Raw genomic sequence first — 23,387 nt, forward strand, 5'->3', positions numbered from 1 at the left:
AGAAGAAGGTGTTGCCGGACAGGCCGCCAAACGCCGAGCCGTTATTGCCGGTGGCCGACGTGTAGGCGTAGAGCACTTCGGTGAAGCCATGCGGCCCGGCATTGTTCATCGCCGCAACCGTCGAGGGCAGCGCCACCGCAACGGCGGTCCAGCCGAGATACATCAAGGGCAGCACCAGAATGGCAAGCATCGCCATCTTGACCTCGCGCGCCTCGATCTTCTTGCCAACATATTCCGGCGTGCGGCCAACCATCAGGCCTGCCACGAAGATCGAGAGCACGACGAACAACAGCATGCCGTAGAGACCGGAGCCGACGCCACCGACGATAATTTCGCCGAGCTGGATGTTGATCAGCGGGATCATGCCGCCGAGTGCGGTGAAGCTGTCATGCATCGCGTTCACCGCGCCGCAGGAGGCGGCCGTGGTGATGACGGCGAACAGCGACGACCCCACGATACCGAAACGGACTTCCTTGCCTTCCATGTTGCCGCCAGTCAGCCCGAGCGCATCGAGCGCAGTGGTGCCGTTGGCCTCAGCCCAGTAGGCGATAGTGACGCCAGCGAGGAACAGCACGCCCATGACCGCGAGGATCGCCCAGCCCTGGCGCTGGTTGCCGACCATGCGACCGAACACGTTGGTCAGCGCCGCGCCGATCGCGAAGATCGAGATCATCTGCACGAAGTTTGACAGCGCGGTCGGGTTCTCGAAGGGATGCGCGGCGTTGGCGTTGAAGAAGCCGCCGCCATTGGTGCCGAGCATCTTGATCGCGACCTGCGAGGCGACCGGGCCGACGGCGATGGTCTGCCTGCCGCCCTCGAGTGTGGTGGCGTCGACATAAGCGCCGAGCGTCTGCGGCATGCCCTGCCAGACGAGGAAGAGAGCGTAGACGATGCAGATCGGCAGCAGCACATAGAGCGTGCAGCGGGTGACGTCGACCCAGAAATTGCCGATGGTGCGCATCGAGGACCGGGCAAAGCCGCGGATCAGCGCGACCGCCAGCGCGATACCCGTTGCCGCCGACAAGAAGTTCTGGTGCGTCAGGCCGAGCATCTGCACGAGATAGGAAACGGTGCTCTCGCCGCCGTAGTTCTGCCAGTTGGTGTTGGTGATGAAGGAGATTGCCGTATTGAAGGAGAGATCTTCCGATACCGCCGTTTGTCCGGCGGGATTGAACGGCAGCATCGCCTGCAGGCGCATCACGCCGTAGATGATGAAGAAGCCACCGACGTGGAACAGCAGCATCGAGATCGTGTAGGTCAGCCAATGCTGCTCGCGCCTGTCGTCGATGCCGCTGATCCAGTAAAGGCCGGCCTCCACCGGGCGCAGGACCGGTGACAGGAAAGTCCGCTCGCCGTTGAACACGCGCGTCATGTACCAGCCGAGCGGTTTCACCAGCGCGACCACGATCGCGCAGTAAAGAATAATTTGAATCCAGCCGATGACGGTCATGGGATTTTCGCCTTTGAGATGATGCGCGAGGCGTGAGAAGGGCGCGGTCAGAACCGCTCGGGCCGCAGCAGGGCGTAGGTGAGGTAGAAGAGAAGGCCGAGCGAGACGAGGCCGGCGAGCGAATAGTCGAAGGTCATGGCTCCCTCCTGCTCAAAGCCGTTCGCAAGCGTAGGTGTAGCCGATCGCGGCCGCGAAGAAGGCCAGCGCAAGCGCCGACATAAAGATGTCCATCATGGGATGCTCCTATGCGCGATGGCCGCGGGGCCTTAAGGCCGCGCGGTGCTCCGCTTCTGGTTCGGGCGCAGAAGTGCCACCCGATGCATAGGTTTTCGAGAAGATCGCTATGCCAAAGTTATAGGAATCTCATAAAGACCGACGTCATCATGGTGCAAGTGAAAGAAGGTCATCGCTCGTCTTCCCTGAATCAGGCGTTAGCCTTTAACTCAGGAAGATGGGCGCAAAGGCCATCGGAAATCGAGACATGCCGCCGGGCCGAAGCATAAGAGCGGTATAGGCGTTCATGCCACCTTTGTGATTTCTGGTGGTGCTGCCGACGGTCGCCGGATTCCTGTTTGCGCCCTATCCTGCGCTCGCCGAGTCTTTCGTTTGACTTGACGAACGCTATAGTCTCAACCGGAATTGATGTCCGGTATTGGGATACACAACACTTTGGCGAAACCAAATGATCCTCAGCGCAGACATGTCCAGCATTCTGGATCGCATTCTCGACGCGGCAACCAACAACCTCAGGTTCGCGGAGATCCTGATTCAGATGGGTCTCGATCCGAACGACGTGACCTGGCAGGCCATCTTCAACCGCCTGCTGGAAATCTTTCTGCACAACATCACGCTTGCCAACATGTTCGCCCTGATCGGCGCGGTCTTCTTTGTCGCCACCTTGCTGACGCACACGATGGTGCCGCTACGGGTCGCGAACATGATCGGTTGCGCATTCTTCGCCATCTTCGGCGCGCTTACCGGAGCCGTCACGACCTTTCTCCTTTATCTCCTGATGATTCCCATCAATGCCTACCGCCTTCGTCAAATGCTCGCTCTGGTGAAGAAGGCGCGCACCGCAACAGAGGGCGACATGTCGATGGAGTGGCTCAAGCCGTTCATGACCCAGCGCAGGTATCGCAAGGGCGATATCCTGATGAAGAAAGGCGACGCAGCCGACGAAATGCTGTTGACTGTCACCGGCAGATTCCGGGTTATCGAAATCAACCTCGATGTTCCGCCGGGGCGGCTGATGGGCGAGCTCGGTTTCCTCACGCCCGACAACCGCCGGACCGCGACGATCGAATGTATCGAGGATGGCCAAGTTCTGACCATCACCTATGAAAAGCTCCTCGAGATCTACTTCCAGAACCCGCAGTTCGGCTATTACTTCCTTGTCTTGACCAGCCAGCGCCTGCTGGAAAACCTCGCGCGGGCCGAAGCCATCATCGCGCAGAACAAGATCGCGGCGCAGACGATCTCCGCCAACTGAAGGCCGTCCGGATCGATTGATCCCGGCCGTCGCCCTATTCCGCCGCCGTCCTGATCCCGATCGGCTCCGCGCGCACCGCGCAGAACTTGAACTCGGGGATCTTCCCGAACGGGTCGAGCGTCGGATTGGTCAGCAAATTGGCGGCGGCCTCCGCGTAGCAGAACGGCATGAACACCATGTTCTCCGGCACATCGCTATCGGCGCGGACCTTGACCTCGATCGCGCCGCGGCGCGTCTCCAGGCGAATGAAATCGCCGGGCACGAGCCTCTTGCGCCGCATGTCCTTGGGCGACATGAACGCCACCGCCTCTGGCTCAATGGCATCGAGCACGCTCGCTCGCCGCGTCATCGCCCCGGTGTGCCAGTGCTCGAGCACGCGCCCCGTCGACAGCACCATCGGATAGTCGTCGTCAGGCAATTCGTCCGGCGGCTGCACCTTCGCCGGCACGATCTTGCCGCGGCCGCTCTCGGTCGGGAAACCCGCGGTGAAGATGATCTCGTTGCCGGGCTTGTGCGGATCATCGGCCGGATAGGTCACAGCGCCCTCGCGCACCACCCGTTCCCACGAGATGTTATCCAGCGACGGCATCAACTGCGCCATTTCGGTATAGACCTCGCCGGGGCCGGAATAGTTCCAGGGCAGTCCCATCCGCTTGCCGATCTCCTGGATGATCCAGAGATCCTGGCGCGCATCGCCCGGCGGCTTGATGATCTCGCGCGCGAGCTGCACGCGACGGTCGGTGTTGGTGAAGGTGCCGGTCTTCTCCGCAAAAGCCGATGCCGGCAGGATCACATCGGCATGGAACGCCGTCTCGGTGACGAACAGGTCCTGCACCACGAGATGCTCGAGTTTCGCCAGCGCCTCGCGCGCGTGCTGCAGATCGGGGTCCGACATCGCGGGATTCTCGCCCTCGATATACATGCCGGTGATCTCGCCGGCGTGGATCGCGTTCATGATCTCGACCACGGTGAGCCCGCGCTCGGGATCGAGCTTCTGACCCCACAGCTTCTCGAAGGCGCCGCGCATGTCGTCGCGGCCGACCGGCTGATAGTCAGGGAAGAACATCGGGATCAAGCCGGCATCGGACGCGCCCTGGACGTTGTTCTGGCCGCGCAGCGGATGCAGGCCGGTGCCGGGACGGCCGACCTGGCCCGTGATCAGCGCGAGCGCGATCAGGCAGCGCGCATTATCCGTCCCGTGCACGTGCTGGCTGATGCCCATGCCCCAGAAGATGATCGAGGCCTTGGCGCGCGCATAGAGGCGCGCGACCTCGCGCAGGGTTTCCGCGGGGATACCGCAGATCGGCGCCATCTTCTCCGGCGTGAACTCCTTGATCTTGGCCTTCAGCTCGTCATAGCCCTCGGTGTAGCCGGCGATATATTGCTCGTCGGTGAGCCCCTCGGTGATGATCGTGTTGATCATCGCATTCAGCAGCGCCACGTCGCTGCCGGGCTTGAACGCGAGATGCTTGAAGGCGTGGCGCGACAGCGCCTGCTTGCGTGGGTCCATCACGATCAGCCTGGCGCCGCGCTTGGCCGCGTTCTTGATGAAGGTGGCCGCGACCGGATGGTTCACGGTCGGGTTGGCGCCGATCACGATGATCACATCGGCGTCTTCCGCGGCGGCAAACGGCGCCGAGACCGCGCCCGAGCTCAAGCCCTCGAACAGCGCCGCGACCGAGGAGGCGTGGCACAGCCGCGTGCAGTGATCGACATTGTTGGAGCCGAAGCCGGTGCGCACCAGCTTCTGGAACAGATAGGCTTCTTCGTTCGAGCCCTTGGCCGAGCCGAAGCCCGCCAGCGCCTTCGCGCCCTTCTCGTCGCGAATCCTCTTCAGACCATTGGCCGCGATGTCGAGCGCCTCTTCCCAGCTTGCCTCGCGGAAATGCGTGTACGGATTGGCGGGATCGACCTGATCGTTGGCGTCCTTCGCCACGTTCGGCAGCCTCACCAGCGGCTTGGTCAGGCGGTTGGGATGATGGATGTAGTCGAAGCCGAAGCGGCCCTTGACGCAGAGGCGATTGTGGTTCGCGGGTCCATCGCGGCCTTCGGCATAGATCAGCTTCTCGTCCTTGACCTGATAGGTGACCTGGCAGCCGACCCCGCAATAGGGGCAGAGTGAATCCACCTTGCGGTCGGGATAGGTGACGCGCGTCTGCTTGTCGTCGAGCATCACCGCCGGCATCAGCGCACCGGTGGGACAGGCCTGCACGCACTCGCCGCAGGCGACGCAGGTGGACTCGCCCATGGGATCGTCGAAGTCGAACACGATCTTGGCGCCGTGATTGCGATAGGCCATGCCGATCACGTCGTTGACTTGCACCTCGCGACAAGCGCGAACACAGAGGCCGCACTGGATGCAGGCATCGAGATTGACGCGCATCGCCGGATGGCTCGCATCGGTCTGCCAGCGCTCGGCGGCGGGGAAGCGACTTTCGGTGACGCCGGTCTTCTCCGCCCAGCGCCAGAACTTCGACTCCGGGTCGTGCGAGGTCGCACGCGCGGGCTGATCGGCGACCAGAAGCTCCATCACCATTTTCTGCGCGGCGACGGCGCGGTCGCTTGCGGTCTTGACCTTCATGCCGACGGTCGGCGTGCGCTTGCAGGAGGCGGCGAGCACGCGCTCGCCCTCGATCTCGACCATGCAGGCGCGGCAATTGCCATCGGGCCGGTAGTCCGGCGCAGGCGAATAACAGAGATGCGGAATCTCCTGTCCCTGGCGCTTGGCCACCTGCCAGATGGTCTCGCCGGGCTTGGCTTCGACTTGCTTGCCGTCGAGTTCGAACTTGATCTTCGTCATTCGGCTGCGTCCTTGAACTCGTCGGGGAAATATTTAATCACCGAGGACAGCGGATTCGAGGCTGCCTGGCCCAATCCGCAGATCGACGCATCGCGCATGGCCTGGCTCAATTCGTCGAGCAATTGCCGGTTCCAGACCGGCTTCTCCATCAGGATCGCCGCCTTCTGGGTTCCGACGCGACACGGCGTGCACTGACCGCAACTCTCGTCCTCGAAGAAGCGCATCAGATTGAGCGCAGCACCACGAACACTGTCCTTTTGCGACAGGATCACGATCGCGGCCGAACCGATGAAGCAGCCGTATTTTTCCAGCGTGCCGAAATCCAGCGGGATGTCGTCCATCGAGGCCGGCAGGATGCCGCCGGAAGCCCCGCCGGGAAGATAGGCGTAGAATTGGTGGCCGTCGGCCATGCCGCCGCAATATTCGTCGATCAACTCGCGCACGGTGATGCCGGCGGGTGCGAGCTTCATGCCGGGATTCCTGACACGTCCGGATACCGAGAAGCTGCGCAAGCCCTGGCGCTCGTTGCGGCCATGGCTCTTCCACCAATCGGCTCCCTTCTCGACGATGTCGCGCACCCACCACAACGTCTCGACATTGTTGATCAGCGTCGGCAGACCGAAGAGGCCAACCTGGAACGGATAAGGCGGCTTGTGCCGCGGCAGCCCGCGCTTGCCTTCGATGCTCTCGAGCAGCGACGATTCTTCGCCGCAGATATAGGCGCCGGCGCCGCGGCGCATATGCAGTGTTGGACCACCGGCTGGAAGCCTGGCGATCTCGTGCTCGAGGATGTCGCGGCAGGCCGGATATTCGTCGCGCATGTAGATGTAGACGTCGGCTGCCTCCACAACGTGAGCGCCGATCAGGGTGCCCTCCAGGAAGCGATGTGGATCGGTTTCGAGATAGTAGCGGTCCTTGAAGGTGCCGGGCTCGCCCTCGTCGCCATTGACCGCCATCAGCCGCGGACCGGGCTCGCCGAGCACCGCGCGCCATTTTCGTCCCGTCGGAAAGCCGGCGCCGCCGAGCCCGCGCAGGCTCGCATCGTCCAGCGCCTTGAGGAGATTTTCTTTCGGCAATTCGCCCGAGCGCAGCCGCTGCAATAGCCTGTAGCCGCCGTCCGCGACATATTTGTCGTAACCGATATAGTCGGGCAAATGCGAATGGGTGTCGCCGGCCTTCGCCGCGGCGAGCACGTTCGACACGGTCGCATGGTCCACGAAGTTGTGGCCGACCTCGGCCGCCGGCGCAGTATCGCAGCGGCCGACGCAGGGCGCGCGCACCACGCGGATGCCGGGACCGGCCTTGCTTTGCAGATCCTTGAGCAGTTGCTCGCCACCGAGCATCGCGCAAGTGAGCGAGTCGCAGACGCGGATGGTGAGCGGGGCGATGCTGGGCTCACCCTCTTTGACGATGTCGAAATGCGCGTAGAAGGTCGCGGTCTCGAACACCTCGGCAAAGGACAGCTTCATCTCGTCGGCGAGGGCTGCAAGATGCGCCGCGGAAATCTGGTGATATTTGTCCTGGATCAGGTGCAGGTGCTCGATCAAGAGGTCGCGCCGTCGCGGCCGGTCGCCCAGCAACGCCTCGATCTCGTACGCGGCGGTCGGATCGACTTGGCGGCCCTTGGGCGTGGCCTTCGCCCGCCTCTTGCCCTCACCGGGATGCTCGAACGCGCGAACCTTGTGAATGTCATGACTCATGGAAGCGTCTCACCCGCGCGGACAAGCCTCCGAACGACCGAACCGCGCTCTAGTCTGTTGTTATGCATGAGTTTTTTTTGGGTCGCAGCTCCCGTCCTCACGCTCACTTTCCTCGACTCTAATCTCTGGCATGCCAGATGCCAAGAAGAAACTAGAGCCCCTCTATCAGCATTAAAGGGGCATGCAGCGCCGCTGTCATGCCCCCTTTTCCAATCACCTGATCGGATTGTTCGATCAACTCTTGTTCATGCAGTCCTCGATGTAGAACCAGCGGTCGTCGCCGGTGAGCCCCTTGGCCTTCACCTCCGCGCGGCAGGTCTTGAGCTTGGGTTTGTTGGCGGCCCAACTGGCCTTCATTTCTTTCAGTTTCTTCATCGTCAGCTTCATCTTCGACGGCTTGGCCTGGGTGGTAGCGGGTGCAGCGGCCGGTGCGGTCGCGGTCTGGGCTGCAGCAGCATGGAGGCCGGCAACGAGCAGCGTGGCTGCAAGAATAACGCGGATGCGAAACATGTGGTCTCCCCCTTTAAGTCCGTTTGCTTTGATCGTTTTTGAAAAATGCAGACGCCGCGGGACGCCGGTTGTCAGCGTCCCGCGGCCTGTGAGCAATCAGAAGATACTGGCCGCGCTTTGCAGCGTTTTCCAGACGCCCCAGGCGAGCGGCACGCCGACGAACAGCCAGAACAACGCCGCCTTGAGGTCGAGCCCGCCCCTGCCGATGCCGAACGAGCCGTGCTCGATCGTTCCACCGTTCTTGAGGTGAGCCGCCTGCAGCTTCGCGACTTCGGCCTCGCTCATGTGCCATTTGGGATTCACCGGCTTGACCAAAAAGTTGCAGATCAGGCCGGCGACCAGCATCGCGCAGAGCACGTACATCGTGCTGTCGTAGAGCTTGTCACGGGGAACGCCGGCCGCAAGCTGGAACTCGCGGAGGTAGTTCACCACCACGGGGCCGATGATGCCGGCGGTCGACCAGGCCGTGAGCAACCGGCCGTGGATGGCGCCGACGAACTGCGTGCCGAACATGTCGGCGAGGTATGCCGGCACGGTGGAAAAGCCACCGCCATACATCGACAGGATGATGCCGAAGCCGAGCACGAACAGCGCTTTCGCACCGAGGCTGGCAAAGGTCGGCGCCAGGGCATAGAGCGCGATGCCAAGCAGGAAGAAGCAATAGTAGGTCGGCTTGCGCCCGATATAATCCGACAGCGAGGCCCAGAAGAACCGGCCACCGATGTTGAACAGCGACAGCAGTCCGGCGAAGCCTGCCGCGATTCCGGCGATCAACACCTTCTGGTCAGCCGCGAGTTGACTGAAGCTCAGTTCGGGGTGCCCGATCAGCTTGCCTGCGAAAATCTCCTGCAGCATCGGCGAGGCCATGCCGATCACGCCGATACCGGCCGACACGTTCAAGCACAACACCCACCAGATCAGCCAGAACTGCGGCGTCTTGTGCGCGTTGTCGAGATGGACGTTGTGCTCGGTGATCATCGTCTTCCTTTCGCTCGGCGGCGTCCAACCGTCGGGCTGCCAGCCGGCCGGCGTCACGCGATAGGCAAAGGCGCCGATCATCATGAACACGAAATAGATCACACCCAAGGTGGCATATGTCTGCCAGACGCCGACATCGGTCGGAGTCTTGAAGTAATTGATCAGGTTGTTGGCAAGCGGCGCGCCGATCATGGCGCCGCCGCCGAAGCCCATGATGGCCATGCCGGTCGCCATGCCGCGATGGTCCGGGAACCATTTGATCAGCGTCGAGACCGGCGAGATGTAGCCGAGGCCAAGCCCGACGCCTCCGATCACGCCGGCGCCTAGCCACATGATCCAGAGCTGATGCACATAGATGCCGAACGCGCCGATGATGAGGCCGCCGCCCCAGCACACCGCGGCCACCGCGCCGGCCTTGCGGGGACCGGCACGCTCGAGCCAGCCGCCCCAGATCGCGGCCGAGACGCCAAGGAACACGAAGAACAGCGTGAACATCCAGCCCATGCTTGCGACCTTCCAGTCGCAAGTGGTGGTGAACAGCTCCTGGAACAGCGAGATGTTGGGGCAGGCCTTCGCTGCCCCCGACGGCTGGAGCGCGTGCGACAGCGGCAGCCAGAACACCGAGAAGCCATAGGCCATGCCGATGCACAGATGGATGCAGAGCGCGGCCGGCGGTACCAGCCAGCGATTGAAGCCGGCCTTCGCTATCGTGTGCTCGCGGTCAAAGATTCCCCCTGTGGCGCCTTTCACAGCGCCGGCAGTATCTGCTGTAGCCATTCGTCCCTCCCTGCAGCAATCCGTCGTGGATCAGCCTGCCCTGATCGATCCCTGCTTCCAGCGCAGACCAACAACGCCCATTGTTGCTCCGCAGCACGCCCGAATGCGCCGGGATCGCCAAGCGCATGCGAAGCGTCAACACCAGCTTAGGCGCAACATTGCCGACACGCCATTGTGCGGCGCGAAAGTGAAATTTGCAAAAGCCCCCACGCCACGCGTGCGCAAGACACGACTCGGCATCCGCCCTCTCGCGGAGATAACGGATTGGGGCAGAAGCGGTCGGGCATGTCGATAGGCAAAAGGTAGCGCCCACCGGTTTTGCAACTCGCCGGCCTGAACCACGCTGACATCGATTACTTTCCCCAATTGAGCGATTGATCTTTTCTATCAGAACCATCGCCTGCCTGAGGCGCAGGCTCGCGTTGAAGAACGGCCCTTATAAGGCGCAGCCGTCTGTTCCGACACATACGGCCTCGTTCCCGCGGCTCGCGTCGCCCGGGTTTTGGATCAGGCTTTGCCCCCAAGAAGTGAGGGCGCAGGGAATGCCGGGTGCCGTTGCACCCGCAGGCCTCGTGTGCAGCAAATGCGCTAGGAACGCACACGAGTCAGCTACAGGTACAACCGAACACACTCCGGCATTCCCTGCGCGATGGTTTACGGCTTATACGTGGTCTCCTCGGAGTGCCGGGCTTGTTAGCCTCCGTCCCCCCGGGCTTATGACCCGGGGGTTGACGCCAGCGTCGGGGCGTCGGGACCGCACGATTTCGCTCGTCCGCGAGAGACATCACTCGTCAGCTGATGCCGCCCGCGTCCATCGCATCCCGCACCCAACGTTCGTGACGATCGCGAAGCGCCCCTCTTTTCGGAGGCGGGATGCGCAGAGACAATCATGTATTTCCGGAAAACGGAAGCGGAATATTTTTGCTCACAGAGCTTGACATTACTTCTGATAAAGCAAAGTGACGCAAGGTGATTTGCCCGTCGCCTGGCCGGAATCAACCCCCGGCCTGGGTCCCGTATTGGAGGACCTGCACCTTTTCCAGGGTGATCAGGCCGCTTGTCATCATGCCGTCCAGCGTCGGCAGGAACGCGTTGATCTTCTCCTCGCTGTCGACGATCTCGATCACGAGCGGCAAATCCTCGGAGAGGCGAAGGATCTTGGCGGTGTGAAGCCGGCTGGAAGCGCCGAAGCCCATGGGTCCGCGCAGGACCGTGGCTCCGGCGAGATGCTGCTCGCGCGCCTTCAGCACGATCGCCTCATAGAGCGGCTTTCCGTGGGAGCGGTCGTTCTCGCCAATGAAAATGCGGAGCAGCACAGCCTGTTTCGGGATTTGCATCGCTAGTCCCCCTTCAAACGATTGAGCCGGCTCGCCACCACGTGTCCGAGCCAGACGGCGAGCAGCCAGGTCACGACCGAGACGCCTATGTTCAAGAGCGCCGTCTGCGTTAGGCCGGCGCGCAACAGCCTCACCGTTTCGAGGCTGAAGGACGAGAACGTGGTGTAGCCTCCACAAAATCCGGTCATGACGAACTGGCGCTGCTCTGCGCTCGCAAACCATCGGCCGTCGGGTCCACTGATGGTACCGTAAAACCCGATAATGAAGGAACCCGTGACATTCACGAACAGCGTTGCCAGCGGGAATCCCGAAACCGAAGGGATCACCAGGGATGCGAGCCAGCGCGCCAGCCCACCCAGCACGGCGCCGATCGCAACGTGGGTGTACAGGATCGCCGTTTTCGAATGGGTGGCGTTGGTCTTCTTGCCGCTCATCGAGATCAGCTCATTTTCATCCAATCGACCAGGGCGAAGCCTGCGGCAGCGGCCGCAAGCGAGAAAGCGACCGAAATGACGACATAGCCCAGCGCACGGCTACTCTGTCCGTCTCGTGCCAGGGACAGCGTTTGCAGGCTGAAGGAGGAGACCGTGGTGTAGCAGCCAAGGAAGCCCGTCACGGCGAAGAGCCAAGGATCCGGCGAAGCCATCAGCGAGGCCTTGTCTTCTGCCATGTCGCCGAGGATTCCAATCAGGAAAGCTCCGCTGACATTGATGAAAAGCGTGCCCCACGGAAACGTCTCGCCGACCCGTCTCGCGACGACACCGGAGATGAAGTAGCGCGCGATGCCGCCGAGAATACTGCCCAGGACAACGGAAATCAGACTGGTCATGGGTACTGAGATCAGACTGGTCATGGGTTCAGAAATGTCCCTTTGGTTCGCCAAAAAAAGCGGAAACATCTTTCATCGCCGCTGTGGACTTTACGTCCGCCTCCTTCTTTAGCCCGCAGACGCATGTCCACGGGCCGGGGCCACGCCCCGTCATGTCGCAACACCCGATCATGCGTCACCTTTCGCGCAGCGCACGACGGGCGAACCAGTTGCTTATCGCGGAGGAATTTGGACAGCCTCCTACCGACGCAAAGCGCCTGGCAGGAGTCATCAGCCTTGCGGCGGTTATCGGGGGACCCCATCCCCATCCGCTCAAAGCGTAGTGCATCCTCCGCAGGCGCGCAATAGCGTCACTTTCTCCAGGCCACCTGGCCTCGTCATTCCGGGGCAGCCCGCAAGGGCTGCGCCCGCAATCCATGACCACGGCTTTTCGTGATTTGAAATGCTCGTTGGCCAACGTGTCCATCTTGACGGCCTGTGGTTATGGATTCCGGGCTCGCGCTGACGCGCGCCCCGGAATGACGACCTCAAGACGGAACATCTTTTTTCTCCGACCCTTTCAGCTTCTCGATCAGGAACACGATCTTCTTTTCATCGCGCGCGGTGATCTCGACCTTGTCGCCGGTCTCGCGGATCAGGTTCGGGATGTCGATTACCGACAGGGGATCGGTGCAATGCACTTCGAGACGATCGCCAGGGGGCACTGATTTCAGCGCCTTGCGCGTCTTGAGCGCCGGCAGCGGACATTTGAGGCCGGTGAGGTCGAGCTTGGTCGTGGTCATGCGTGTGCGACTTTACAGGAGGTTGGCATAGCCGAGAAAGCCGACGCGCTCGCCGGGCTCGACCCTGGTCACGGTCTCGCCGAGCTCGACCAGGCCGTCGGTATCGACCAGCGACGACAACAGCCCGGCGCCCTCGCGCGGAAATTTCAACGCCTCCAGCGCGCCATCCTCGGCGCGGCGGAGCACGGCGCGAACATATTCGCGCCGGCCGCTCTTCTTCTTGTAAGTGAAGGCCGCACGCACCGGCATCGGCACGAATGGCGAAGGCGCAGCCCCCGAAAGCGCAAGCACGGTCGGACGAACGACATGGACGAAGGTGACGAAGCTCGCCACCGGATTGCCGGGAAGGCCGATGAACGGCGTGCCGCCGATGATGCCCATCGCTACCGGGCGGCCCGGCTTGATGGCCATCCGCCACAGCACAAGTGATCCCGCGCTCTCGACACCGGCCTTGACATGATCCTCCTCGCCGGTCGAGACGCCGCCTGTGGTGAGGATCAGATCGTGACGGCTCGCGACCTCTTTCAAGGCTGCCGCCAGCGGCTCGCGCGCATCGCGCATAATGCCGAGATCACCGACCTCGCAGCCGAGCCGCCGAAGCATCGCCATCAGCATGAAGCGGTTGGAGTCGAAGAGCTGCGCGGCGCCGCGTGGTTTGCCTGGTGAAGCCAGCTCATCGCCGGTCGAAAATACGACGACGCGAATGCGTCTCGTCACGTCCAGCTCGGTCAGGCCGAAGGCAGCGGCGAGCGCGATATCCTGCGGCCGCAGACGCTGGCCGGCCCTCAGCGCAACGTGGCCTTCCGGAATATCCTCGCCCGCGGGCCGTACATTGGCGCCCGCCTTCAGCCCCGCCGGCAGCACGACGTTGCCCGATGCATCAATCCGCACGTCTTCCTGCATGAACACGGTGTCGGTGCCCTGAGGCATCGGCGCGCCGGTGAAGATGCGCACCGCCTGCCCGGGCCGCGCCGCAGTCGCCGAAGCGCCCGCCGGCACGCGGCCTGCAACCGGAAACGCCTGCTCCTTGCCGCGCGGCAAGTCGCTCGCCTGAACGGCATAGCCGTCGACCGCGGAATTGGTGAAGGGCGGCAGCGGCAAGGGGGCCACGACCTCGCGCGCGAGAATGCGGCCATCGGCCTCGACCAGCGCCACGCGCTCGGTCTCGCCGACCGCTGTCACGCGCGCGGTGATGAGACCGACGGCCTCATCCACCGACATCATCGGCCCGCCAAAGGCAAAGCAATCGTCGGAGAGTTGCGCCATTCTCTTACATCTCGGCCATCGCCAACGCATCGTCGATGGGAATCGCAAACCGCCGCATCATCGCGGCAATAGCAGGGATGTCGTCGAGATGGGCGGTCGGCAGGCTCGTTTCAACCGCGACGTCGGCGGCGATGCCGACGATGTCGGGGTCGGTCGGAAACAGGAACGGTTTCTCGTTTGCCGCGCGAAAGATCTCGATCTTGCGATGCGGCTCGGTCTTGTAGCCTTCGATCACGACGAGATCGACCGGCGACAGTCTTCGCAAGAGTTCCGGAAGCCGCGGCTCGCGCTCGCCACGCAGCTCATGCATCAAGGCCCAGCGATTGGCGGATGACACCAGCACCTCCTCGGCGCCCGCCTCGCGATGGCGCCAGGAATCCTTGCCGGGCCTATCGACGTCGAACTTGTGATGGGCGTGCTTGATCACGGAGACGCGAAGGCCGTCGGCGCGCAGCAGCGGGATCACCCGCGTCAGCAGGGTGGTCTTGCCGGCACCGCTCCAGCCTGCGAGGCCTATCACTTTCATGCTCAAATCGATCTCCGGAACCCACCGTTTTTCGTCATTGCGAGCGAAGCGAAGCAATCCATTTCTCCGCTTGCTGAAACATGGATTGCTTCGTCGCTTCGCTCCTCGCAATGACGAGTCAGGGGATAGATTTCTCGCTGTTCAGCCATACTTATATCGGCTGGAAGCCGCTGTCATGCTAGCCTGCACGCCATGATGAAGATCGAGAAAGCCCCCATCCCCCTGATCGTGCCGAACCCGGACGATCCCAGGCTGACCGAGCGCGTGACCGGCGTCGACCAGACGGGGGCAAAGACCGAGATCAAGGTGCCGGTCGAGCGGCCGCTGACGCTTTATCTGAATGCGCAGGAGATCGTCACCATGATGACGATCGGCGACTATCCGGAATATCTCGCGCTCGGCTACCTGCTCAATCAGAACATGCTGAAATACAGCGACGTCGTCACCGAGGTCGAATATGACGACGATCTTCAGGTCGTCGTGGTCCGCACCGGGCATCACACCAATTTCGAGGCGAAGCTGAAGAAGCGGACGCAGACGTCCGGCTGCGCTCAGGGCACCGCGTTCGGCGATCTCCTGGAAGCGGTCGGGAGCGTAGCGCTGCCGAAAGCGGAGCTGCGCACCTCCTGGCTCTACCAGATGACGCACGCGATCAACACCATGCCCTCGCTGTATCTCGAGGCCGGCGCGATCCATGGCTGCGTGCTGTGCAAGCAAGGCACACCCATCTGCTACACCGAGGATGTCGGTCGCCACAACGCCGTCGACAAGATCGCGGGCTGGATGTTCCGTCATGGCGTCGATGCGGGCGACAAGATCCTCTACACGACCGGGCGGCTCACCTCGGAGATGGTGATCAAGACGGTGCGGATGGGCATTCCCATTCTGGTCTCGCGCTCGGGCTTTACCGCCTGGGGCGTCGATCTGGCCCGGCAGGTGGGGCTGACCCTGGTCGGGCGCACGCGCGGCAAGCGCTTCATCGCGCTCTCGGGCGAAGAGCGCATCGTCCACGACCAGAACCTCGATTACGTCGAGGAAGAATCGGCGCGGCACAAGCGCAAGGGCGAGAGCCGTGACGAGTAAAATTCCTGCCGTGCTGCTCGCTGGCGGGCTGGCGCGGCGGATGGGCGGCGGCGACAAACCGATGCGCACCATCGCGGGTAAGACGATCCTCGCGCGTGTCATCGCGCGGCTCGGACCCCAATGCGATGGCCTGATCCTCAACGCCAACGGCGATCCCGCGCGCTTTGCAGCGTTTGGGCTGCCTGTGATCGCCGACACGATTGCCGATTTTCCAGGGCCGCTCGCCGGAATCCTTACGGCACTCGACTGGATGGCCGCGCATCGGACCGAGGTGAAATTCGTGCTGAGCGCCGCGGCCGATTGCCCGTTCCTGCCGCGCGATCTGGTGGCGAGGCTCGATGCGGCGCGCATCGCGGTAAATGCCGAGCTCGCGGTCGCGGCCTCCGATGGACAGACGCATCCGGTGATCGGGCTGTGGAGCGTGCGCTTGCGCGGCGAGCTTCGCCACGCGCTGGTCGAGGAAGACATCCGCAAGATCGACCGCTGGACCGCCCGCTATCGGCTTGCAACCGTGACCTGGCCGACAAGCCCGGTCGATCCCTTCTTCAACGCCAACACCATTGACGACATTGCGGAAGCGGATCGGCTCGCGGCCCTCGACGGCGGTTAACAATAGAGGACAGTCGATGATCATCACCCCGGATCTCAAGGACAAGGTCGCGCTGGTGACCGGTGCCTCGCGCGGCATTGGGGCCGCGATCGCAGTGGCGCTCGCCGAGGCGGGAGCTGCGGTTGCGGTGAATTATCGCGAGCGCGCAGATGCGGCCGATGCGCTGGTCGCCGATCTCAACAAGGCCGGCCACCGTGCGATCGCGGTCGCCGCCGACGTGTCGCAGGCCGCCTCCGTCGCCAGGATGATCGAGCACATCAGGTCGACGCTTGGTCCGGTCGACATCCTCGTCAACAATGCGGGCATCGCAATCGTGCGCGGCGTCGATGATCTCACCGAGGATGACTTCGACCGGACCATCACGGTCAACCTGAAATCGGCGTTTTTGTGCACGCAGGCGGTGGTGCCATCGATGCGCGCGAAGAAGTGGGGCCGCATCGTCAATATCTCCTCGGGTGCGGCGCGCGGAGCCGGCGCGATCGGCCCGCATTACAATGCCTCGAAGGCCGCCATGGAAGGTCTCACCCGCGGCTATGCAGCGCGGCTGGTGAAGGACGGCATCACCGTCAATGCCGTCGCGCCGTCGCTGATCGCGACCGACATGATGAGCGGTCGGACGGAGCTTGCCGCACGGATCCCGCTCGGCCGCCTCGGCCATCCGGAGGAGGTAGCGCAAGCCGTGCTGATGGCGCTCGGTAACGACTACATGACCGGCCAAACCATTGTGCTGAATGGCGGAATGGCGTTCGTCTAGTCATAGCTGAGTCACTTCTGCGCATGGCCGCAATGATTCCCGGCCATAGGGAATCCATTGAGCCCAATCAGGAATATGCATAGAAATGCAGGATGGAGTTCCTGACCACGAGCGAGGCGGCGGACTATCTGCGGCTCGGTGAGCGCAAGCTCTACGAGTTGGTGACCGCGGGCGCGATCCCCTGCAGCAAGGTAACGGGCAAGTGGCTGTTTCCGCGTCACGAGCTGGATCTCTGGGTGCTGTCGGGACTGGCGCGTCCGCAAGGGATGATTGCTGCGGATCCACCGCCGATTGTCGGCGGCAGCCAGGACGATCTGCTCGAGTGGAGCTTGCGCGAATCCGGCTCGGGCCTGGCTTCGCTGAACGAAGGCACGATGCGCGGCGTCGAGCGGCTGCAGCGCGGCGAGGTGATCGCGGCTGCGATCCACTTCCACGGAGCCGAGGTCTCCAACCATGCCGCCGAGGACGCCAATATCGCGGCGCTGAAGGGAATCCCGAGCCTGCATGACGCCGTGCTGGTCGGCGTCGCGCGGCGCGAGCAGGGATTGCTGCTCGCCCCCGGCAATCCCAGACACCTGAACAGCCTGTCGGACGTGCTGGTCTCCGGCGCGCTGATAGCGATGCGCCAGCCCGGCGCCGGCGCGCAATTGCTGCTGGAGGCGCTGCTCGCGCGCCTCGGCACGAGCACGAAGAGTCTCAGGCGGCGCGAGCCGCCCTGTCTGACGGGTCCCGACCTCGCCGCCACCATCCGCGCCGGGCAGGCCGATTGCGGCATCGCCACGCGCGCGGCGGCGAAAGCGGCGGGGCTCGATTTCGTGCCACTGCTCTGGGAGAGTTTTGATCTGTTGATGCGCCAGCGCAGCTATTTTCGCCCCTCGATGCAGGCGCTGGTCACCTTCCTGCGCGAGGATCGCTCAAAGGTACGCGCCACGCAGCTTTCCGGCTATGACGCGGAAGGCGCCGGGCAAATCCGATTTGCCGCGTAAGTCATGCCGGCCGGAAGCCGGCTTTTGCAAGCGCGGCGCGCGCGTCTTCAGAGGCGAGTGCATCGAGGAAGGCCTGCACCGCCGGCCGCTGCTTGCGGGCCTTGACCAGCGCGAAGTCGTAGTGCTCTTCCGCGAGCGGAATGAAGCCGAGGCCGGAGGCGTGCGCCACCGGCGCAATCGTCAGCCCCCAGTCGGCGCGATGCTGGCTGACTGCGGCGGCGACCGCATTGTGCGAGCGCGGCTGGTTCCAGTAGCCGTCAGGCCGCGCCTCTCCAAGCAGGCGATCGATCAGGATGCGCGTGCCGGCGCCCTGGTTGCGGTTCACCATGACGCAGGCGGGATCGGCCAGCGCGGATCGCATCGCCTCCTGCACCGTCTTGCCTTCGAAACGCGCATCGCCCTTGCGGAACACGATGCCCTGCATGCGCCGCCAGCCCGGCACCAGCTCGAGTCCATCGGAGAGGAACGGCGTGTTGTAGGTCTCGCTCTTGTCGTCGAACAGATGGATCGGCGCGAGATCGCACTCGCCGCGCTTGGCGGCGGCGAGGCCTCCGAGGCTGCCGACAGCGATCGAGCGCACCGTCAAACCTGCATGCGAAAGCGATGCGGTAACGAGGTCGAGCCCGGTGCAGTGGCTGCCGACGATGACGAGATCAGGCACGCGCACATGCGGCGTGAACAGCGTCACCTCGGCTTCGGTCCCGGCAGGCATCTGCTCGGCGAGCGCATCGATCCTCACGAAGCCGTCGGCCTGCGCAAAGGACGTGATCGCGCCCGAGCCCTTGCCGGAGGGATAGGCGATCAGGCCATCGGCGCCCTCGACCAGCGACACCATCACGAACTCGGTGCGGCCGAGCTCGGAGGCGATACGCACGGGGACTTTTGCTGTCACCTTCGCGTCCGCGCGCGGCGGCAGAGCAGCCAAGCGCCGCAGCACCGGCACGATCATGTCGTGGAAGGTGAACATCGCCGAGGTCGGGAAGCCCGGCAGGATCACGACCGGCTTGCCGTCGCAGACTGCAAGGCACAGCGGCTTGCCGGGTTTGAGCGCTATGCCGTGTGCAATGATGCCGGGTTGTCCGAGCCGGGCAATGATCCGGTGCGAGACGTCGCCCGCGCCCTTGGAGGTGCCGCCCGACAGCACCAGCATGTCGCTGTCGGCAAGCGCCCTGCGCATCGCCGCTTCGAGGGCAGCTTCATCGTCCTTGATCGCGCCGATGAAGCACGCCTCGCCGCCGTTCTCGGTGATCGCCGCGGCGACGATCGCGCCATTGGTGTCGTAGATCGCGGCGGCTCGAAGCGCCTCTCCTGGCTGCACCAGCTCGTCGCCGGTCGAGATCACCGCAACGCGCGGCTTCCGCGCCACCATCACTTCGGCGATGCCACAGGCGGCCAGCATGCCGATCTCGCGCGAGCCGATGATGGTGCCTGCACGCAGCAGCGCTTCGCCGCGCGCGATATCGGAGCCGGCATAAGACACGAATTGCCCGGGCGAGGCCGCGCGACGAACCTCGATCGCCCGCGCCCCCGATGGTTGCGTGTGCTCGACCATGACGATGGCGTCGGCGCCGCGCGGCAGCGGGCCGCCGGTTGCGATCGGCGTTGCCGTGCCCGACAACACCGGCCGGGTTGGCGCGACACCGCAGGCGATCACCTCGTCATTGAGTTTCAACCGCACCGGTGCGGCTTCGCTGGCGGAAGCGAGATCGGCGGAGCGCACCGCAAAGCCGTCGACATTGGAACGGTCGAAGGGCGGCACGTCGATCGGCGCGGTGATGTCCTCGGAAAGCGCAGCGCCGAGCGCATCGGCGAGCGGGCGCGGCTCGCTCGCGATCGCGCGTGGGAACAACGCGGCTTCGAAGCGCGCCAGCGCCTCCTCACGCGACAGGATGGTCAGGAACTGGTCCTGATCGAGGTTTTCGCTTTGCTTCGGCGCGGGTATCTTGGTCATCACATCCTTCATTCCCGCAACAAATAGGCATCGACCGGCGTTCCCGCAGCATAGCCTTCGCTGCCGCCGGGAACCAACAACCAGGCGCCGGCCCGCGCGATCGCGCCAAACGGGAGATCGCCAACCGCAAGCGGCAGCCAGGCGCCGTCCTGCTCTTCGAGCAGGACCACTTCCGCGATCCCCACGCTGGAGGCGATCTTTCGTGCGAGCGGCCGGGTCACGGCTTTATGCTGCCATCCCGCCAATCGATCGAGCGCGGGCAGCACCAACGTCCACCACACGGCAAGCGCTTGATCCGGAGCGCCCGGCATGACGACGACCGGCGTGCGGCCGATCCGCCCCACCGCAGCCGTGCGCCCGGGCTGCAGCGCAAGACCGTGCGCGATCACCTCGCCGCGTTCGGTCAGCGCGATCACCGCGGCATCGGTGCGCCCGACGCCACTGCCGCCAATGGTGAGGATGAGATCGCAATCGCTACCCGCGAGCAGCGGGGCAATGGAAGCCGCATCGCGCGCGCTGGCTTCAACGAACACGATTTCGACGCCCGCTTCGCGCAAGCTCTTCGCGATCAGTTTCGCCGTGATCGCGCCGCCCGGACTATTCACGACGCGCAGCCGCGGCCGGCAGGCGGCATCGCAAAGGCTACTCAGCCGCCACGCGGCGACGATCCGGCCGGGATCAGCAATCTTGCCGCTCTTGCGACGGATGCCCTGCCCCGGGATCGCCTCCGCCAGCACTTGCGCGATCGGTCCTGTGCGCTCGATGGAATCCTCGTCGAGCACGCAGTCGCAGCCATCGGGAATTTTATCGCCCGCTTCGACCCAGACAGGCGATCTGCTCAACGGCAGCGGCGTGTAGCTGGACGCGCCAACGAGATCGGAGGCGCGTAACGCCCAACCGTCGCTTGCTGCGATGTCATGCGGCGGCCAGGCCGCGAGCTCGGGAATTTCGGAAGACTCCCTGCCATGCGCATCGTGACGCGCTTGTTTGCTTGCGGAGACCGGTGCGACATCGCGCAGCAGGGCGGCGAGCGCGACGTCGAGCGGCGTGAGCGAGGCCGGCAGGCGTTGGGTGGCATCCATGACGGCCGTATGAACCGGATCGCGCCTGGAATCCACAGCCGGATGCGTCGATCATTGCCTTTCGGACGCGTTGACGCGGCCCCCAAAATAGTTGCAAAAGAAACCAATTCACCGGCCGGCAGGGCCGGCAAATGCGACAACGGCCAAAGCGCCGGCGATATCAGGAGGAGACACAATGATATCAAGACTACTGCCGATGCTCGGAGCGCTTGCAGCCGCGATGCTGGCTTCGACCGCGGCGCTCGCGCAGATTTCCGACAACGTCGTCAAGATCGGTGTGCTCACCGACATGAACGGCCCGGCTTCGACGCCGACCGGCCAGGGCTCGGTGACGGCCGCGCAGATGGCGATCGACGATTTCGGCGGCAAGGTACTGGGCAAGCCGATCAGCCTCGTGGTCGGCGATCACCAGCTCAAGCCTGATATCGGCGCCGCCATCGCACGGCGCTGGTACGATGTCGAGCAGGTCGACCTGATCGTCGACGTGCCGGTCTCCGCCGTAGGCCTTGCCGTGCAGCGCGTCGCCGACGAGAAGAAGAAGCTCTTGATCGTGCATTCGACGGGAGCGGCCGACTTCCACGGCAAGCTGTGCTCGCCCTATGCGATCCAGTGGGTGTTCGACACCCATGCGCTCGCCGTCGGCACCGCGCAGGAGGTCGTCAAGCGCGGCGGCGACTCCTGGTTCTTCATCACCGATGACTATGCCTTCGGCCATTCGCTGGAGCGCGACGCTTCGGTGGTGATCACCGCCAACGGCGGCAAAGTGGTCGGCGCGGTGCGCCCGCCCTTTGCGACGCCGGACGTGTCGTCGTTCATCCTGCAGGCGCAGGCCTCGAAGGCCAAGATCATCGGCATTGCCGCCGGGCCTCCCAACAACACCAACGAGATCAAGACCGCCGGCGAGTTCGGCATCTCCAAGGGCGGCCAGCAGATGGCGGGGCTGTTGGTGCTGATCACCGATATTCACGCGCTGGGCCTGCAAGCATCCCAGGGCTTGTTGCTGACGACCTCGTTCTACTGGGACATGGACGACAGGACCCGCGAATGGTCGAAGCGCTACTTCGCGAAGATGAACCGGATGCCGACGATGTGGCAGGCCGGCGTCTATTCCTCGGTGATGCATTATCTGGAGGCTGTGCGGGATTCCGGCACCGACGATCCGCTGAAGGTCGCGGCGAAAATGCGCGAGAAGCCGATCGAGGATTTCTTCGCCCGCCATGGCAGGTTGCGCGAGGATAATCTCATGGTGCACGACCTGATGCTGGCGCAGGTCAAGTCGCCGGAGGAGAGCAAGTATCCGTGGGACTATTACAAGATCCTCACCACGATCCCCGGCGAGCAGGCGTTCGGGCCGCCGAATCCGGAGTGTAAGTTGGTGAAGAAGTGACGGGTAGCCGTCATTCCGGGACGGTCCGACAGGACCGGACCCGGAATCTCGAGATTCTCAGGTGCGCAACTGCGCACCATAGTTCGGTGCTTTCGCACCGCCCCGGAATGACGCGATGATTTTCCATCACCGCGTTATTTCGCCACGCCGATCTCGCGCAAATATTTCAGCACCCCCGGATGGATCAGCTTCACATCCGGTGCGGCGGCGACTGTGTTCGCGGCCGTGGTTTCGCAGGCCTGCGCCAGCTTTTGGCAAAACGTCGCCTCCACGCCGTGCAGCGTGCGCGCGAGGTGATAGGCGACGTCGTCCGGCAGGGTCTCGCGCACCAGAACAAAGCTCCAGGAGCCGACGGAATTGATCGGCGCGGTCTGGCCGGGATAACTGCTTGCGGGCACCGTCAAAGGCTTCAGGAACGAGTGTTTCGCGCGGATGCGCGCGATCTCGTTCGCATCGGGCGCGATGAAGCGCGCGCCGCCCTCACTCTTGGCCACCGCGGTGAAGCCCGGCCAGCCGATGCCGGCGCCCCAGAGTGCGGCGGCGCGGCCGTCCTGCACCATCGCCGGTCCATCCCCGGCGCGTTCGAGATAGATCGACTTGAAATCCTCGTCCTGCCTCAGGCCGAGGCCGTCGAGGATGTAACGCGACAGGATCGGAAGGCCCGAGCCCTTGGCGCCGAACGCGACCGGGTGATCAACGAGATCACCGATGGTGTTGTAGGGACTGTCGGCGCGCACCACGAACATGCCGGGCGAGGAATACATCGCGGTGAGGATCTTGGCCGATGTCTTCGCCCGCCCGCCGAGCCCCATGAAGGCTTCGTAGGAAGGCTCGCCGGCGACGAGCGCAATATCGACCTGGCCGCTCTCGAGCAGCGGGATGTTTTCGTTTGAGCCCTTGGTGTTGCGCGGCTCGATCGACAGGCTCGGATCGGCCCCGTTCATGATCTCGGAAAAGGCGTTGCCATAGAGCGGAAAGCCGCCGCCGGGAGTCGCCGTAGCCAAGCTGATAGTGGTCCTGGAAATGGTGTTGCCTCCCTTTTCCGCCCAGGGCGCTCGAGGCTGGCGGCAAGATGCCAACCGAGGCGAAC

General features: G+C 63.8%; 21 protein-coding genes and 1 riboswitch. Of the genes, 6 read left to right on the forward strand and 15 right to left on the reverse strand.

Going from position 1 to position 23,387, the window contains the following annotated elements; translation table 11 throughout:
* Both kdpA and VKR55_RS13155 read right to left on the reverse strand, forming a co-directional pair.
* Positions 1-1,450: potassium-transporting ATPase subunit KdpA (gene kdpA, locus VKR55_RS13150; RefSeq protein ID WP_324403866.1), on the reverse strand; the 1,450-nt coding region annotated here is incomplete at its 3' end.
* A 47-nt stretch (positions 1,451-1,497) separates the two neighbouring features.
* Entirely contained in the window at positions 1,498-1,587 is a 90-nt protein-coding gene (locus VKR55_RS13155) for a K(+)-transporting ATPase subunit F (protein WP_324403868.1), read from the reverse strand.
* Between the two features lie 545 nt (positions 1,588-2,132).
* Between VKR55_RS13155 and VKR55_RS13160 the strand changes: the two genes are divergently transcribed.
* The gene (locus VKR55_RS13160) at positions 2,133-2,939 is read left to right on the forward strand and encodes a Crp/Fnr family transcriptional regulator (RefSeq protein ID WP_324403870.1); all 807 of its coding nucleotides are present in this window, start codon (positions 2,133-2,135) and stop codon (positions 2,937-2,939) included.
* A gap of 34 nt (positions 2,940-2,973) precedes the next feature.
* Here VKR55_RS13160 and fdhF read toward each other — a convergent pair whose 3' ends face one another.
* The 10 genes from fdhF to mobB form a co-directional block, all read right to left on the reverse strand.
* On the reverse strand, positions 2,974-5,739 hold the full coding sequence (gene fdhF, locus VKR55_RS13165; RefSeq protein ID WP_324403872.1) for a formate dehydrogenase subunit alpha: 2,766 nt from the start codon (positions 5,737-5,739) through the stop codon (positions 2,974-2,976).
* Positions 5,736-7,439, reverse strand: a complete 1,704-nt coding sequence (locus VKR55_RS13170; protein WP_324403874.1) for an NADH-ubiquinone oxidoreductase-F iron-sulfur binding region domain-containing protein — start codon at positions 7,437-7,439, stop codon at positions 5,736-5,738. The genes fdhF and VKR55_RS13170 overlap by 4 nt, the downstream gene beginning before the upstream one ends.
* Before the next feature lie 234 nt (positions 7,440-7,673).
* Complete coding sequence (locus VKR55_RS13175; protein ID WP_324403876.1) at positions 7,674-7,949, reverse strand: hypothetical protein; 276 nt, start codon at positions 7,947-7,949, stop codon at positions 7,674-7,676.
* A 96-nt stretch (positions 7,950-8,045) separates the two neighbouring features.
* Positions 8,046-9,704 (reverse strand): OFA family MFS transporter, encoded by a 1,659-nt coding sequence (locus tag VKR55_RS13180; protein WP_324403878.1) that lies wholly within the window; start codon positions 9,702-9,704, stop codon positions 8,046-8,048.
* A 995-nt stretch (positions 9,705-10,699) separates the two neighbouring features.
* Positions 10,700-11,041, reverse strand: a complete 342-nt coding sequence (locus VKR55_RS13185; protein WP_324403879.1) for a DUF190 domain-containing protein — start codon at positions 11,039-11,041, stop codon at positions 10,700-10,702.
* Between the two features lie 2 nt (positions 11,042-11,043).
* A complete protein-coding gene (crcB, locus tag VKR55_RS13190; protein ID WP_324403880.1) occupies positions 11,044-11,475 on the reverse strand; it encodes a fluoride efflux transporter CrcB in 432 nt (143 codons plus the stop codon).
* Positions 11,476-11,480: 5 nt separating this feature from the next.
* Complete coding sequence (gene crcB / locus VKR55_RS13195) at positions 11,481-11,894, reverse strand: fluoride efflux transporter CrcB (RefSeq protein WP_324403882.1); 414 nt, start codon at positions 11,892-11,894, stop codon at positions 11,481-11,483.
* Positions 11,895-12,124: 230 nt separating this feature from the next.
* Positions 12,125-12,185: riboswitch (Fluoride riboswitch) on the reverse strand.
* A gap of 212 nt (positions 12,186-12,397) precedes the next feature.
* Positions 12,398-12,652: a sulfurtransferase TusA family protein gene (locus VKR55_RS13200; protein ID WP_324403884.1), complete on the reverse strand. Its 255-nt coding sequence runs from the start codon at positions 12,650-12,652 to the stop codon at positions 12,398-12,400.
* Positions 12,653-12,664: 12 nt separating this feature from the next.
* Positions 12,665-13,918, reverse strand: coding sequence for a molybdopterin molybdotransferase MoeA (locus VKR55_RS13205; protein ID WP_324403886.1), 1,254 nt, complete (start codon positions 13,916-13,918; stop codon positions 12,665-12,667).
* Positions 13,919-13,922: 4 nt separating this feature from the next.
* On the reverse strand, positions 13,923-14,444 hold the full coding sequence (gene mobB / locus VKR55_RS13210; RefSeq protein ID WP_324403888.1) for a molybdopterin-guanine dinucleotide biosynthesis protein B: 522 nt from the start codon (positions 14,442-14,444) through the stop codon (positions 13,923-13,925).
* A 192-nt stretch (positions 14,445-14,636) separates the two neighbouring features.
* Between mobB and VKR55_RS13215 the strand changes: the two genes are divergently transcribed.
* The 4 genes from VKR55_RS13215 to VKR55_RS13230 all read left to right on the forward strand — a co-directional run bounded on the left by VKR55_RS13215 (position 14,637) and on the right by VKR55_RS13230 (position 17,877).
* Entirely contained in the window at positions 14,637-15,527 is an 891-nt protein-coding gene (locus VKR55_RS13215) for a formate dehydrogenase accessory sulfurtransferase FdhD (protein ID WP_324403890.1), read from the forward strand.
* On the forward strand, positions 15,517-16,137 hold the full coding sequence (gene mobA, locus VKR55_RS13220) for a molybdenum cofactor guanylyltransferase MobA (protein WP_324403891.1): 621 nt from the start codon (positions 15,517-15,519) through the stop codon (positions 16,135-16,137). Before VKR55_RS13215 ends, mobA begins: the two co-directional genes overlap by 11 nt.
* A gap of 16 nt (positions 16,138-16,153) precedes the next feature.
* Entirely contained in the window at positions 16,154-16,891 is a 738-nt protein-coding gene (locus tag VKR55_RS13225; RefSeq protein ID WP_414642357.1) for an SDR family NAD(P)-dependent oxidoreductase, read from the forward strand.
* 92 nt (positions 16,892-16,983) lie between these two features.
* Positions 16,984-17,877, forward strand: coding sequence for a helix-turn-helix transcriptional regulator (locus VKR55_RS13230; protein WP_324403892.1), 894 nt, complete (start codon positions 16,984-16,986; stop codon positions 17,875-17,877).
* A 1-nt stretch (position 17,878) separates the two neighbouring features.
* Here VKR55_RS13230 and VKR55_RS13235 read toward each other — a convergent pair whose 3' ends face one another.
* Both VKR55_RS13235 and VKR55_RS13240 read right to left on the reverse strand, forming a co-directional pair.
* Positions 17,879-19,828, reverse strand: a complete 1,950-nt coding sequence (locus VKR55_RS13235; RefSeq protein ID WP_324403893.1) for a molybdopterin biosynthesis protein — start codon at positions 19,826-19,828, stop codon at positions 17,879-17,881.
* Between the two features lie 8 nt (positions 19,829-19,836).
* Positions 19,837-20,910 (reverse strand): molybdopterin-binding protein, encoded by a 1,074-nt coding sequence (locus VKR55_RS13240; protein WP_324403895.1) that lies wholly within the window; start codon positions 20,908-20,910, stop codon positions 19,837-19,839.
* 175 nt (positions 20,911-21,085) lie between these two features.
* Between VKR55_RS13240 and VKR55_RS13245 the strand changes: the two genes are divergently transcribed.
* Positions 21,086-22,297 carry an ABC transporter substrate-binding protein gene (locus VKR55_RS13245; protein ID WP_324403897.1) on the forward strand — a complete coding sequence of 404 codons (1,212 nt, stop codon included), beginning with the start codon at positions 21,086-21,088 and terminating at the stop codon, positions 22,295-22,297.
* Between the two features lie 134 nt (positions 22,298-22,431).
* On the opposite strand, the gene VKR55_RS13250 is transcribed toward VKR55_RS13245, so the two are convergent.
* Entirely contained in the window at positions 22,432-23,376 is a 945-nt protein-coding gene (locus VKR55_RS13250; RefSeq protein ID WP_324403900.1) for a TAXI family TRAP transporter solute-binding subunit, read from the reverse strand.
* Positions 23,377-23,387: the final 11 nt, after the last annotated feature.

It is taken from the genome of Bradyrhizobium sp. (assembly GCF_035309285.1).
GTDB lineage: Bacteria > Pseudomonadota > Alphaproteobacteria > Rhizobiales > Xanthobacteraceae > Bradyrhizobium.